Source organism: uncultured Amaricoccus sp. (assembly GCF_937891315.1).
Taxonomy (GTDB): Bacteria; Pseudomonadota; Alphaproteobacteria; order Rhodobacterales; family Rhodobacteraceae; genus Amaricoccus.
The window spans coordinates 1-12610 of the sequence record NZ_CALAGI010000002.1 but is presented as its reverse complement, the minus strand read 5'-3'; the positions used below and the strand labels follow the sequence as shown (position 1 = coordinate 12610).

Genomic DNA, 12610 nt, shown 5'->3' with positions numbered 1-12610 from the left:
AGTGGCCGTAGCGGTCCACCTCGTCGCGCAGCGCGCGGATCATCTGGCTGTGGCAGGTGTAGCAGCCCTCGCGGATGTAGATGTTGCGGCCCTCCAGCTCGAGCGGGCTGTAGGGACGCATGCCGTCCACCTTCTCGATGGTGTTGTCGAGAAAGAACAGCGGCACGATCTGCACGAGGCCGCCGATGGCGACGACTATGAAGCTGAGCACGAGCAGCAGGAAGGCGTTGCGCTCGATCAGCGAATGTTTGGTGACGATGCTCATTTCGACGCCTTCCTTACTCGGCCGCGACGGCGGTCGCGCCGGTCGCCTGGCCGGACCCGACGGCGGTCTTCCAGAGATTGACGAGCATGATGACGCCACCTGCGAGGTAGAGCACCCCGCCGATCGCCCGCACGACATACATCGGATGCGTCGCGGCCACGGTATCGGCGAAGGAATTGACGAGGAAGCCCTGGGCATCGACCTCGCGCCACATCAGACCCTGCATGATGCCCGCGACCCACATCGCCGAGGCGTAGAGCACGATGCCGATCGTCGCGAGCCAGAAGTGCCAGCTGACGAGGCTGAGCGAATAGAGCCGCTCGCGATGCCAGAGCCGGGGCACGAGATAGTAGAGCGCGCCGAAGGTGATCATGCCGTTCCAGCCGAGCGCGCCGGAATGGACATGGCCGATGGTCCAGTCGGTGTAGTGGCTCAGGCTGTTGACCGAGCGGATCGACATCATCGGTCCTTCGAAGGTCGCCATGCCGTAGAAGCCGATCGAGACCACCAGCATCCGGAGGATCGGGTCGGTGCGGAGCTTGTCCCAGGCGCCTTGCAGCGTCATCAGTCCGTTGATCATGCCGCCCCAGGACGGCATCCAGAGGATGATCGAGAAGGTCATGCCGAGGAACTGCGCCCAGTCGGGCAGCGCGGTATAGTGCAGATGGTGCGGCCCCGCCCAGATATAGAGGAAGATCAGCGCCCAGAAGTGGATGATCGACAGCTTGTAGCTGTAGACCGGCCGCTCGGCCTGCTTCGGCACGAAATAGTACATCATCCCGAGAAAGCCGGCGGTCAGGAAGAAACCCACCGCGTTGTGGCCGTACCACCATTGCACCATCGCGCCCTGCACGCCCGGGAACAGGATCACCGACTGCGAGGACCAGATCGAGGTCGGGATGGCGAGGTTGTTGATGACATGCAGCATCGCCACGGTGACGATGAAGGCGAGGAAGAACCAGTTCGCCACGTAGATATGCGGTTCCTTGCGCTTGACCAGCGTGCCGAGGAACACCGCGAGATAGACCACCCAGACGATGGTCAGCCAGAGATCGACGTACCATTCCGGCTCGGCGTATTCCTTGGACTGGGTGGAGCCGAGCAGATAGCCGGTGGCGGCGAGGATGATGAAGAGATTGTAGCCCCAGAACACGAACCAGGCGGAGTTGCCGCCCCAGAGCCGCGTGGCGCAGGTGCGCTGCACGATGTAGAAGCTGGTCGCGATCAGGGCGTTGCCGCCGAAGGCGAAGATCACCGCGCTGGTATGCAGCGGGCGCAGGCGCCCGAACGAAGTCCAGGGCAGGCTGAGGTTCAGTTCGGGAAAGGCGAGCTGGAAGGCGACGATCACCCCGACGAGGAAGCCGACCACGCCCCAGAAGGCCGTCGCGACCACGCCGTACCTGATCACCTCGTCCATGTAGCCAGAGGCGGCGGCGGCGGTTTTCGGGGCGCCGACATTGCGGACGCTCCAGACCGCGGCCGACCCGGCCAGCGCCATGAGGATCAGCGCATGCAACTGGTAGGCCGGGTCGGTCCCGTAGTTCGCCGCCATGGCGAACAGCAGCGTCAGCACGCCCAACGCCGTGATCTTCACACCATCCAGCATGCTACCCCCCGCTAAGGCATCGCGGCCGCCCGAATCCGGGCGCCGCGTTTTTTCATGGCCCATGGCTTTGCATGGACATGAGGTCACGCTCATTGATTCAGATCAACATGCATCACGGAGACGCGAGCGGGGTCGAGCGCAGGGGCCGTGAGCGGGGCGTCGCAGGAGGACTGCGCGATCTGTCACCGACGGCTTCCACGCACCGCCCCGCGGGAAGCCGCCGCGCCCGATCCCGGTGTCCGGGCCGAAATCCGCGCCGAGCGGTCCGATTGGCCCGGGTCCGACTGGCCCGGGTCCGACTGGCCCGCGTCCGATTGGCGCGAGGGCGGCCGCGTTCGCCGCGACGATCTTGCGCGATCGCGTGGACGGTTTCTCGAGCGGCTTTCGCGCGGAGAACGACTACAAGGTTGATCCGAGGGTCGAGCGGGAGATCCGCCATCCGCGCGACAAGTCGATCACCAGATCGCCCGCCAGTGGGAGCGTCTGCTCGCGATCAGATCGAGATGCCGGACGAGACGCGCGAAGCCGCCGCGGCCCCCGAGACATGCCAGAGCGGCGTCTGACTCGACGAAACCGGATCGCCCGCTATAAAGCCTTGATTTGTCGCAATATCATGACCGCCGGACGATTCCGCCCGGTTGGATATCGCTCCGGCGGTCAGACCGCGGGGTCCACCCCGCCGCCCGATTCCACGACGAGCGAGTCGAGATTGGGAACCTCGACCATCCGATTCTCGCACAGTCGGATCTGCCCCTCGCGGCGCAGCGCGGAGATTTGGCGACTGACGGTCTCGATGGTCAGGCCGAGATAGTCGGCCATCGCCTCGCGCGTGATATGGAGCGGGAACGAGGCGCCGCCGGGGGTTGGATCATCCCCCACGCCCGCCTGGCGCCGCGCCATGATGACAAGCAGGCTCGCGATCCGCTCGCGCGCGGTCTTGCGGCCCAGCAGCAGCATCCATTCGCGGGCCACCTCCAACTCGTCGAGCGTCATGTCGAGCAGTCGCTGGCCGAGCCGGGGGCTGTCGCGCAGCAGCCGCTCGAACTCGGCGCGGCGAAACATGCAGAGCGTGATCTCGGTCGCCGCGACCACGTCGTAGGAGGAGCGGGTGCGTCCCGGTCGGCCGAGGAAGTCCGCGGGCAGCAGCAGCCCGACCATCTGCCGCCGCCCGTCGGCGAGGGTGAGCGCGAGCGTCGCGACGCCCTCGACCACCGAGCCGACCAGCGGCATGGTCTCTCCCGCCCAGGCGATGGTCTCGCCTGGCGCGAAGCTGCGATAGCTCTTGATACGGTTCAGCTCTTCCAGCTCGGCCGGACTGGCGCAGGCGCAAACCGCCCGTTCCCGAATCGAACAATGAGCACAGGCCGTTCTGATTGCCGGAAAATGCACACCATCCGCCACGTCCCGGTCGCCTCGTGCTTGTACCCCTAGAAATTCTTACGCTTCGGCAGGCCCGGGATCAAGGCGCGGCGCGCAGCGGCGCCCGCGCGAGACCGAGCAGGATCGGCCGCCGCGCCCGCTTGCGCAAAAGCTCGAGATGGCCGAGCGGCGTCCATCCGGCGAGCGACGTGTCGATCCCGTCCTCGCGCAGGGCGGCGGTCAGGGCGGATTCGATCTTCGGCCGGTCGGCCTTGGCCAGCGGGGCGAAATCGATGCTGACCTGGCCGCCGAGGCCGCGCAGCCGGAGCTGCCGGGGCAGTTCCCGCGCCGCCGCGAGGTTGACCTTGAGCGCGGCGGCGGGGGAGAGGTCGCCGCCGGTGTTCACATCGACGGCGACGAGCGCGCGCGTCGACTCCACGGCCATCGAGCCGGCGCCGAGGGGGGCGATCGGCCGGATCAGCGCCAGCGCCTCGTCCCAGACATCTGCCATCGCCGAGGTCGCGCGCCGCGTCTGGTCCCCCGGCCGGAACCAGTCGCGCAGCGCCTCGGCCGCCGCGCCGGGCGCCGGGCGGGCGAGGGCCGGCGGGCCGTCGATGGCGATTCCCCGCCAGTCGGCGATAAGCGCGGCGATCTCGGCCGCGATCTCCGACTCCGTCGCCGCCTCGGCGGCGGAGCGCAGGATGAGGCCGGTATCGGCCGGCGCCTCCGCCATCGCGGCGCGGGCGATCGAGACCAGCGCCGCGCGGCGCTCGGCGTCGCGCAGGCCGCGGGCGACGTTGGTACCCGGCGCGCCCGGGGTCAGGATTGCGAGGCGCCCCTTGAGCAGCGGCCGGTCGCTCACCGGCGGCGCCTTGCCATCCTCGGCCCAGCCGCTGACCTGCGCGAGGAGGCGCGCGCCGGGCGCCGGTGGTCGGGGCGTGCGCAGATAGCCGGTCGCGCCGCCGCCGAGATCGACCACCACCCCACCCATGCCCTTCATCGGCCGGCCGGCGGTGGCGCGGTGGATCGCCTCGGGGCGCGGAGTCGGATCGTCGGGAGCGGGGTCGATCAGCAGATCGCGCAGCCGCCCGTCCACCACCAGCGCCGCCGCGTCGCCGCCGCCCGGCAGCGGCTCTATCAGGATCTGGCGCCCCTTCATCGGTAGCCGGCGCCGCGCAGCAGATTGACCGTCTCGACCAGCGGCAGCCCGACGACGTTGCTGTGGGAACCGCCGATCCAGGGGATGAAGGCGGCCGCCGCGCCCTGAATCGCATAGCCGCCGGCCTTGCCGCGCCATTCGCCCAGCGCGAGATAGGCGGCGATCTCCGCCTCCGACAGCGGCTTCAGGCGCACGGCGGTCTCGACCACCCGTTCCCGCGACTGCGCGCCGGCGCGCAGCGTGACGGCCGTGATCACCCGGTGCCGGCGCCCGGACAGCAGGCGCAGGAAGCGCGCGGCCTCGGTCTCGTCGGACGGCTTGCCGAGCTGGCGACGCCCGAGGGCGACGACGGTGTCGGCGGTGAGGATGAGCGCCCCGTCCTCGTCCGGGATCGCGAGCGCCTTGGCGCGGGCCAGCCGGGCGGCGCAGTGCCGCGGCAATTCGGCGCGGGCGGGCGTCTCGTCGATGTCAGGGCTTATCACCGCGTCTGGCACGATGCCCACCTGCGCGAGCAGGTCCAGCCGGCGCGGGCTGGCGGAGCCGAGGATCAGGCGCATGGGCGGGCTCTCGCGCGTCGCCGGCGGCCGGCGGCGGACTTACTTGAAGCGATAGTTGATGCGCCCCTTGGTCAGGTCATAGGGGGTCATCTCCACCTGGACCTTGTCGCCGGCCAGCACGCGGATGCGGTTCTTGCGCATCTTGCCGGCGGTATGGGCGATGATGACATGGCCGTTCTCGAGTTCCACCCGGAAGGTCGCGTTGGGCAGAAGCTCGGTCACGACCCCGGGAAATTCGAGAAGCTCTTCCTTGGCCATGTTTCTTCCGATGCGGTTGCAGCAAAACGAACGCCCGCCCGGAAGGGCGCGCGTTCGCGCGCGTTACATGGCGCCAAACCTTGCCCGGTTCAAGGGAAAACCGAGCATGGCGCGGGAAGGCGACGCAGGAGTGGCCGCGCGGCGCGGCGCCTCAGTATTTCTGCGGAACGTAGAGTTCCGGCGGCAGGACCTTACGCTCGTAGGACGGGTTGAACACGCGGTCCGGCAGGCTGATGTCGTCATGCGGCACGTCCGCGTAGGGGAACTGGCCCAGCAGATGCGCGATGCAGTTCAGCCGTGCCCGTTTCTTGTCGTTGCCCTCGACGATGTACCACGGCGCCTCGGCGATGTTGGTGCGGGCGAACATCTCTTCCTTGGCCTTGGTATATTGCTCCCAGCGGACCCGGCTCTGCAGGTCCATCGGCGACAGCTTCCATTGCTTCATCGGATCGTGGACGCGCATGAGAAAGCGCAGCTGCTGTTCCTGGTCGGTGATCGAGAACCAGTATTTCACCAGCCGGATGCCCGACCGGACCAGCATCCGTTCGAATTCGGGCACGTCGTTGAAGAACTGTTCGACCTGGGACTCGTCGGCGAAGCCCATCACCCGCTCGACCCCCGCCCGGTTGTACCAGGAGCGGTCGAAGAGCACGATCTCGCCCCCCGCGGGCAGGTGCGGGACATAGCGCTGGAAATACCACTGGGTCTTTTCGCGGTCCGAAGGCGCCGGCAGGGCGACGACGCGGGCGATGCGGGGATTGAGACGCTGGGTGATCCGCTTGATCACCCCGCCCTTGCCGGCGCTGTCGCGGCCTTCGAACAGGATGACGATCTTCTCCTTGTTGTAGGCGGCCCAGCTCTGCAGCTTGATGAGCTCGGACTGCATCGACAGCAGCGCCCGGAAATAGGTCGCGCGGTCGATCGAGGGCGGATGCGCGCGGCGATAGATCTTGCGGATCTCCATCGACAGCGCTGGTTCCGAGAGTTCGAGCTCGTAGTCCTCGTCGAGCGCGTCCGCGAGCTCGGCCTCCAGCCAATCCCGCGCGTCCTGTTCCTTCGAATCGTCCATTCCCTGTCCCCATCGTTCAGTGCCCGCCCCGTTGGGCCTCCGCCTCGGCTGTTACCAGCGTCGCCGCCCGACGACAGTGAAGCTTTTATGACGCGGCTTCCACTCCCGCCGCGTCGGGGGGGCCAAATCGCTCGAGAATGCGGGCGGTGATCTGGTCGCGGGCCTGGCGATAGGCCGCGAGTTTGGCCGCGCGCGTCTCGCCAAGGGCGGTCGGGTCGAAGATCGGCCAGTATTCGAGATCGATCGCGTGATAGCGGGTATATTCCAGCGCGTTGCGCTGGGCCGCCGGCGACAGCGCAACGACGAGGTCGTAGGCTTCGATCCGGTCGCCCCATTCCTCGAGCTCGGTGAAACTGCGCGTCCGGTGCTTTTCCAGATGCACGTCGATCTCGGCGCAGACCGCGACCGAGAAGCCGTCGATGTCGAGCTCGCTGCGCACCCCGGCCGACTGCACGAAGATCCGCGTTCCGTAGTATTTCTTCATGATGCCCTCGGCCATGGGCGAGCGTACCGCGTTGTAGTCGCAGCAGAACAGCACCGATTGCGGGTTTGGGCTCAAGCTCAGCCCTTGAAATGCAGCACGCAGATCAGGGTGAAGAGACGCCGTGCCGTGCCCATGTCCGTCTCGACCTTGCCTTCGAGGCGTTCGAGCAGGACGCGGCTGCCTTCATTGTGGATGCCGCGCCGACCCATGTCGATTGCCTCGATCTGCGCGGCGGGCAAGCGCTTCACCGCGTCGAAATAGCTCTCGCAGATCTGGAAATAATCCTTCACCACCTGATTGAACGGCGTCAGCGACAGATGGAACTCGCCGACCCGCTCTCCCGGTTGCGTCGCCACCTCGAACACGAGCCGCCGTTCGCGGATCGCGAGGTTCAGCCGATAGGGGCCGGGCGGCGCCGCGCGGCCGTCGCGCTCGGGCAGGCCGAAGCGATTTTCCCGCAGCAGGTCGAAGATCGCAACCTGGCGCTCCTGCTCGATCTCCGGCGTCGGTGGCGCGAGACCGGCGTCGTCGAGTGTTATCTCGACGAGACGGGCGGGGTCTTCGGTCTCGGGCATCGACCTACCTTTCGTTTGTCCGCTCGTTGATCCGTTCGAGCCGGGCGAGTACCGACAGGCCATGCGCCTCCAGCCCCTCGGACCGGGCGAGCCGCGCGGCGGCGGGGCCGAGCGCGGCCAGCGCGCCGGGCGTCAGCCGCGCGATCGTGGTGCGCTTCATGAAATCCAGCACTGACAACCCGCTCGAGAATCGCGCCGAGCGGGCGGTCGGCAGGACATGGTTCGGCCCGCCGACATAGTCGCCGATCACCTCCGGCGTCAGCGCGCCGATGAAGATCGCGCCGGCGTGGCGCACCCGCGCCGCCAGCGTCTCGGCCTCGGCGGTACTGATTTCGAGATGCTCAGGTGCCACCCGGTCGCTCAGCGCCAGCGCTTCGTCCCAGTCGCGCACCGTGATCACGGCGCCATGCGCCGCCCAGCTGGCGCCTGCGATCTCGCGCCGCGCCAGCGTGCGCAGCCGCGCGGCGACCGCCTCGGCCACCGCCGCGCCGAAGGCGCGATCGTCGGTGATCAGGATCGACTGCGCCGAAGCGTCGTGCTCGGCCTGCGCCAGCAGGTCGAGCGCGATCCAGTCGGGATCGTTGTCGCGGTCGGCGATCACCAGCACCTCCGACGGGCCGGCGATCATGTCGATCCCGACCCGCCCGAACACCCGGCGCTTGGCGGCGGCGACATAGGCGTTGCCGGGGCCGGTGATCTTGTCCACCGCGGGGATCGTCGCGGTGCCATAGGCGAGCGCGCCGATCGCCTGCGCCCCGCCGATCCGGTAGACCGTCTCGACCCCGGCCAGCCGCGCCGCCAGCAGCACCAGCGGATTGACCGCGCCGTCGGGGGTGGGCGCGCAGATCACCAGCCGCTCGACGCCGGCGACCCGCGCCGGGATCGCGTTCATCAGCACTGAGGATGGATAGGAGGCGGTGCCGCCCGGCACATAGAGCCCGGCCGCCGCCACCGGCGTCCAGCGCCAGCCGAGTTTCGCCCCGCTGTCGTCGGTCCAGCGCGCGTCGGCCGGAAGTTGCCGCTGATGATAGGCGCGGATCCGCGCGGCGGCGAGTTCGAGCGCGGCGCGATCCGCGGCGCCGACGGTGGCGATGGCGGCGTCGAGCTCGGCGGCGGAGAAGGCGAGGGTCTCGGGCGTCAGCGCCAGCCGGTCCCAGCGCAGGGTCATCTCGATCAGCGCCGCGTCGCCGCGGGCCTCGATGTCGGCGAGGATCGCCGCCACCGCCAGATCGACATCCGCGTCGTTCTCGCGCTTGGCGCCGAGCAGCGCGACGAACCCTTGTTCGAAATCGGCGTCGCTGGTGTTCAGGAAAACGGGCACGGGGCGGTTCCTCCGCCCCGGCACATAACCGCCCGGAGGCTTCGCCTCAAGACCGCGCAAGAGGACGTCGGAGGTATCGCACGTGGCTTGCGCGTCTTGACCGCGCGTCGGCGGGATATCCTGGGAGGAGTGGAGAAAAATCAGGTCTGCGCGGGACCGCTACGCCGGATGCCCCGGCACCTTCCCTGAAGGCGCCACATACGGTTGCGTGACGTCGGTCAGGGCGACCTCGAGGCATTCGACGTCGAGCGCGATCTCGCCGTCGCCGGCCAGGAGCAGGCGGACGAGACCGGCTCCATCCTCTCCCGCGTCGAATTCGATCGACAGCAGCGACAGCACCAGGTCGCGGTCCTTCGGATCGACGCCGCTGGCGCGGGCGGCGAAGGCGTCGTCGATGGTGAGCAGGGCGCGGGTTCGCTCGAACGGGCGGCCCTGGCGCGCGGCGGCCGGCGCGTCCTCCCAGCGGAACCGGTTGAGGAGCAGCGTGAAGCGCCGCCGTCTGGGTTGCCAGGCGATCTCCGAGGTCTGGCCGACCGCGTCCTGCAGCAGCGCGGAAATCACCGCCAGATCCTCCGCCGTCTCGGCGCGCAGGCGCAGCGCCTGCTCGGCCCCGTCCTCGAAGCGGGCGTCCTCGAAGCCGGCCTCCTCGGTCATGCGGCGCGCTCGTGGATGCGCTCGATGCTGGCGCCGCAGGCCGAGAGCTTTTCCTCCACCCGCTCGTAGCCGCGGTCGAGATGGTAGACCCGGGCCACCCGGGTCTCGCCCTCGGCGGCGAGGCCGGCGAGGATCAGGCTGACGCTGGCGCGCAGGTCGGTCGCCATCACCGGCGCGCCCTTCAACCGCTCGACCCCGGTGACGGTCGCGCCGCCGCCATGCACCTCGATCTTCGCCCCCATGCGCGAGAGTTCCGGCGCGTGCATGAAACGGTTCTCGAAGATCCGTTCCTCCAGATGACTGACCCCGTCGGCCAGCGTCAGCAGCGCCATCATCTGCGCCTGCAGGTCGGTGGGAAAGCCGGGGAACGGCGCCGTCACCACGTCGACCGCGCGGATCCGGCCGTTCTGGCGCGAGACCTTCAAGCCCTCCGCCGTCTCGGAAATCTCCACCCCCGCCGCTTCCAGCCGGTCGGCGAAGGCGGCGACGAGGTCGCGCCGGCCGCCGATGAGTTCGACCTCGCCGCCGGTGATCGCCGGCGCCAGCATGTAGGTGCCGAGCTCGATCCGGTCGGTCACCACCGGATGGGTCGCGCCGCGCAACCGCTCGACGCCGTCGATGACGATGGTCTCGGTGCCGTCGCCCTCGATCTGCGCGCCCATGCGGCGCAGGCACTGGGCGAGATCGACGATCTCGGGCTCGCGCGCCGCGTTCTTCAGGACCGTCGTGCCCTTGGCGAGGCTGGCCGCCATCAGCAGATTCTCGGTCGCGCCGACCGAGACCGTGGGGAAGGCGAAGGTCGCGCCGCGCAGACGGCGCGGCGCGGTCGCATGCACATAGCCGTCGCGGAGGTCGAGTTTCGCCCCCAGCGCCTCGAGTCCGGCGAGATGCAGATCGACCGGCCGGGCGCCGATGGCGCAGCCGCCCGGCAGGCTGACCACCGCCTGCCCGTCGCGCGCCAGCATTGGCCCGAGCACCAGGATCGAGGCGCGCATCCTGCGCACGATCTCGTAGTCGGCGGTATGGTCGCGGATCGCCTCGGTGCCGACCACCAGCACGCGGCCCTGCTGCAGCGCCGCCACCTCGCAACCGAGGCTCTCGAGCAACGCGGTCATGGTGCGGATGTCCGACAGCCGCGGCGCGTTGGTGAGGGTCAGCGGCTCGTCGCTGAGCAGCGCCGCCGGCATCAGCGCGAGGCAGGCGTTCTTGGCGCCGGAAATCGCGATCCGGCCGTTCAGGCGCTGGCCGCCCCGCACGAGAATGCTGTCCATGTCGGCCTGTTATCCCTGCTCGTCGTTCCGTCTGTCCGGCGCGCCTGTCCCGCGCTCCCGCCGCTGCGCCTTGCGCCGCGCGAGATTGGCGCGCAGCGCGGCGGCGAGGCGCGCGGCCTTCTCCGTCTCGCGCGGACCCTTCCCGGACGGGGGCTCGGACGGGGGCGGTTTCCGTTCGCTCATGCGCTTCTCTAGTCCATCCCGCCCGCGGGGGGAAACCGGTTTTTCAACCGGTGGCGGCGTCCTCGCGAAAGGCTCGCCCTCTGGCGTCCACGCGTCCGCCGATTTTTCCTTGCACGCCGCGGCGGATCGGCTAAAAGGCCCCGGCCAGAGGCCCCGCCGAGCGGGTCCGTCGCTGCGGTAGCTCAGTGGTAGAGCACACCCTTGGTAAGGGTGAGGTCGAGAGTTCAATCCTCTCTCGCAGCACCATCTAACATCTTGGAAATGCTGGATTACTGTTTCGCGGTGACGCGGCGGGTTGTGATCACTTGCGCACTCGCTTGCGCACAAATCGCCGTTTTTTGTCTCTTTTGTCCCCGTTTTACTTGGCCGTTACATCCGGCGCCCATCAGTTCGCCCCGACGCCGGTCAGGAAGGTGGTGAAGATGGTATCGACCGAAATCGCGTCGGCGACGCTCAGCCCGGCGCCCCATGCGACCATGGCGAGGCGGTCGGAGGTGTAGCTCGATCCCACGCGAAGGGCGGTGACGTTGCCGGTCACGATGTTGGTGCTCGCGGCGGCGGAGGTGAATTGCTCCACCCCGTTGCGGATGTAGGAGATATTCGAGGCGTCGTTGCGGAGGGACCACCGGCGGCGAGCGCGGTTGCCGTCCGAGGTGCCACCACTCACGCCCGCGGTTCCGTTGACGCGCTGGACCGGGTTTCCGCTGCTGGTCGCGCCGACGAAGGTGATCGGGGTTCCGTTTGTGGATCCGAGGTGCGACTTGACCCCGGTGGCGCCGTTCTGCTGGTTGCAGGCGGCGTAGAGGCTCGCGCTGTTCAAGGTCAGGTGGCTCGAGGCGCCGAAGCTCTCGCCGAAGTCGAGATATGCGGACGCTTCATCGCCGGCATAGCCAAGGCCAGCGGTATGGGTCGGCGAGCCGCTGATCGTCGCGACCTTGCTCGGGTCTTTGAGATTGACCCGCGCGGCCTGCGCTGTCTCGGCGCAGAGAAGGGTGATGTTGGAGAAGCCCGCCCAGAACCCGCCGGATTTCAGGCTGCTGACCATGGTCGAGACGAGAAGCTCATGGGGAAGCGTCGGCGCGACCGTGCAGGCGGCGCGATAGGTGTTGATCTCGGCCAGGCGCGGGATGACGGTCTTGCCATCGCTCGCCGTGGCGTTCCCGACCGCGTTGACCGCGCGCAGATCGACGGTGATCTGGACGCTGTTCGAGAGGCCGGTGACATCGCGGGCGCCGGTGCCGGTGCCTGCCATCGTGACCCATGATCCGCCGTCGATCCGATACTGGAGCGCGGTGATCGCCGATCCGCCGTCGCTCGGCAGCGTCGAGACCGTGATGGTGATCGCGCCGTCCGTGCCCTTGTCGGCGACGCTCCACTGACCGACGGTCATGGCGTCAGGCGCGTTCGCAGCCGCAGCCCCGAGCAGGAAGCGCTTGCCGAACTTGCCCGTTGGCAGCGCGCGCCGGAAATAGCCCGAGGGCTTGAAGGCCGCCATGTCACATCGCCGAGCTGGTGACGGCCACCCAATAGTCGCCGCCCGGTGGCAGCGAGTTCAGCGGCCGGACGAACATCGACCGCGAGGCCGGCAGATTGGCGACGTGCTTTTCGCCTGGCTGGATCAGCGGATAGCGGCCCGGCAGCGTCGGGGCGGTCGCGCCGTAGGCATATTCGACCAAGGTGTCGGCGACGACCTCGAACTCGTCGGCCCCCGTGGCGACGTTCTGCCAGTCATTCGAGGCGTAGCGCTTGGGCGTCGTGGCGGTCATCGGGTGCTCCTGGAAAGCGATGGAAGGCACAATAACCGAAAAGGGACAAAGGGGACAGGTTGTTACTTGATTTCGGGGGCGAG

15 protein-coding genes and 1 tRNA gene are annotated in these 12610 nt (G+C 68.6%); 1 reads left to right on the top strand and 15 read right to left on the bottom strand.

The window, feature by feature from the left end; all coding sequences use genetic code 11:
* The 13 genes from Q0480_RS00120 to Q0480_RS00060 all read right to left on the bottom strand — a co-directional run.
* Nucleotides 1–265, bottom strand: a 265-nt coding sequence (locus Q0480_RS00120) for a cbb3-type cytochrome c oxidase subunit II (protein WP_299129473.1), incomplete at its 3' end; no start/stop codon positions are given.
* A 13-nt stretch (nucleotides 266–278) separates the two neighbouring features.
* Nucleotides 279–1871 (bottom strand): cytochrome-c oxidase, cbb3-type subunit I, encoded by a 1593-nt coding sequence (ccoN, locus tag Q0480_RS00115; RefSeq protein ID WP_299129470.1) that lies wholly within the window; start codon nucleotides 1869–1871, stop codon nucleotides 279–281.
* A gap of 657 nt (nucleotides 1872–2528) precedes the next feature.
* Nucleotides 2529–3260, bottom strand: coding sequence for a transcriptional regulator FnrL (gene fnrL / locus Q0480_RS00110; protein WP_299129468.1), 732 nt, complete (start codon nucleotides 3258–3260; stop codon nucleotides 2529–2531).
* A gap of 70 nt (nucleotides 3261–3330) precedes the next feature.
* A complete protein-coding gene (locus Q0480_RS00105; protein ID WP_299129466.1) occupies nucleotides 3331–4389 on the bottom strand; it encodes a ribonuclease E/G in 1059 nt (352 codons plus the stop codon).
* Nucleotides 4386–4946, bottom strand: a complete 561-nt coding sequence (locus tag Q0480_RS00100) for a nucleoside triphosphate pyrophosphatase (protein WP_299129464.1) — start codon at nucleotides 4944–4946, stop codon at nucleotides 4386–4388. The genes Q0480_RS00105 and Q0480_RS00100 overlap by 4 nt, the downstream gene beginning before the upstream one ends.
* A gap of 39 nt (nucleotides 4947–4985) precedes the next feature.
* Entirely contained in the window at nucleotides 4986–5204 is a 219-nt protein-coding gene (gene infA / locus Q0480_RS00095) for a translation initiation factor IF-1 (protein ID WP_290739457.1), read from the bottom strand.
* 151 nt (nucleotides 5205–5355) lie between these two features.
* Nucleotides 5356–6273: a polyphosphate kinase 2 gene (gene ppk2, locus Q0480_RS00090; RefSeq protein ID WP_299129460.1), complete on the bottom strand. Its 918-nt coding sequence runs from the start codon at nucleotides 6271–6273 to the stop codon at nucleotides 5356–5358.
* Nucleotides 6274–6358: 85 nt separating this feature from the next.
* Nucleotides 6359–6832: a low molecular weight phosphatase family protein gene (locus Q0480_RS00085; RefSeq protein WP_299129458.1), complete on the bottom strand. Its 474-nt coding sequence runs from the start codon at nucleotides 6830–6832 to the stop codon at nucleotides 6359–6361.
* Between the two features lie 2 nt (nucleotides 6833–6834).
* The gene (locus Q0480_RS00080; protein ID WP_299129456.1) at nucleotides 6835–7332 is read right to left on the bottom strand and encodes a UPF0262 family protein; all 498 of its coding nucleotides are present in this window, start codon (nucleotides 7330–7332) and stop codon (nucleotides 6835–6837) included.
* Nucleotides 7333–7336: 4 nt separating this feature from the next.
* A complete protein-coding gene (gene hisD / locus Q0480_RS00075; protein WP_299129454.1) occupies nucleotides 7337–8653 on the bottom strand; it encodes a histidinol dehydrogenase in 1317 nt (438 codons plus the stop codon).
* A gap of 159 nt (nucleotides 8654–8812) precedes the next feature.
* A complete protein-coding gene (locus Q0480_RS00070; protein WP_299129453.1) occupies nucleotides 8813–9307 on the bottom strand; it encodes a DUF2948 family protein in 495 nt (164 codons plus the stop codon).
* On the bottom strand, nucleotides 9304–10578 hold the full coding sequence (gene murA, locus Q0480_RS00065; RefSeq protein WP_299129451.1) for a UDP-N-acetylglucosamine 1-carboxyvinyltransferase: 1275 nt from the start codon (nucleotides 10576–10578) through the stop codon (nucleotides 9304–9306). The genes Q0480_RS00070 and murA overlap by 4 nt, the downstream gene beginning before the upstream one ends.
* Nucleotides 10579–10587: 9 nt before the next feature.
* A complete protein-coding gene (locus Q0480_RS00060; RefSeq protein ID WP_299129450.1) occupies nucleotides 10588–10761 on the bottom strand; it encodes a hypothetical protein in 174 nt (57 codons plus the stop codon).
* A gap of 171 nt (nucleotides 10762–10932) precedes the next feature.
* Here Q0480_RS00060 and Q0480_RS00055 point away from each other — a divergent pair.
* Nucleotides 10933–11007: transfer RNA gene (locus Q0480_RS00055), tRNA-Thr, on the top strand.
* Between the two features lie 139 nt (nucleotides 11008–11146).
* Here the strand turns inward: Q0480_RS00055 and Q0480_RS00050 are convergent.
* Entirely contained in the window at nucleotides 11147–12256 is a 1110-nt protein-coding gene (locus tag Q0480_RS00050; protein ID WP_299129449.1) for a hypothetical protein, read from the bottom strand.
* 1 nt (nucleotide 12257) lies between these two features.
* The gene (locus Q0480_RS00045; RefSeq protein WP_299129447.1) at nucleotides 12258–12527 is read right to left on the bottom strand and encodes a hypothetical protein; all 270 of its coding nucleotides are present in this window, start codon (nucleotides 12525–12527) and stop codon (nucleotides 12258–12260) included.
* Between the last annotated feature and the right edge of the window lie 83 nt (nucleotides 12528–12610).

Bases quoted from the DNA above. Each gene is read 5' to 3' on its own strand.
- ccoN (WP_299129470.1), bottom strand. From the start codon at position 1,871: ATGCTGGATGGTGTGAAGATCACGGCGTTGGGCGTGCTGACGCTGCTG.
- Q0480_RS00105 (WP_299129466.1), bottom strand. From the start codon at position 4,389: ATGAAGGGGCGCCAGATCCTGATAGAGCCGCTGCCGGGCGGCGGCGAC.
- Q0480_RS00100 (WP_299129464.1), bottom strand. From the start codon at position 4,946: ATGCGCCTGATCCTCGGCTCCGCCAGCCCGCGCCGGCTGGACCTGCTC.
- infA (WP_290739457.1), bottom strand. From the start codon at position 5,204: ATGGCCAAGGAAGAGCTTCTCGAATTTCCCGGGGTCGTGACCGAGCTT.
- ppk2 (WP_299129460.1), bottom strand. From the start codon at position 6,273: ATGGACGATTCGAAGGAACAGGACGCGCGGGATTGGCTGGAGGCCGAG.
- Q0480_RS00080 (WP_299129456.1), bottom strand. From the start codon at position 7,332: ATGCCCGAGACCGAAGACCCCGCCCGTCTCGTCGAGATAACACTCGAC.
- Q0480_RS00070 (WP_299129453.1), bottom strand. From the start codon at position 9,307: ATGACCGAGGAGGCCGGCTTCGAGGACGCCCGCTTCGAGGACGGGGCC.
- murA (WP_299129451.1), bottom strand. From the start codon at position 10,578: ATGGACAGCATTCTCGTGCGGGGCGGCCAGCGCCTGAACGGCCGGATC.
- Q0480_RS00060 (WP_299129450.1), bottom strand. From the start codon at position 10,761: ATGAGCGAACGGAAACCGCCCCCGTCCGAGCCCCCGTCCGGGAAGGGT.
- Q0480_RS00050 (WP_299129449.1), bottom strand. From the start codon at position 12,256: ATGGCGGCCTTCAAGCCCTCGGGCTATTTCCGGCGCGCGCTGCCAACG.
- Q0480_RS00045 (WP_299129447.1), bottom strand. From the start codon at position 12,527: ATGACCGCCACGACGCCCAAGCGCTACGCCTCGAATGACTGGCAGAAC.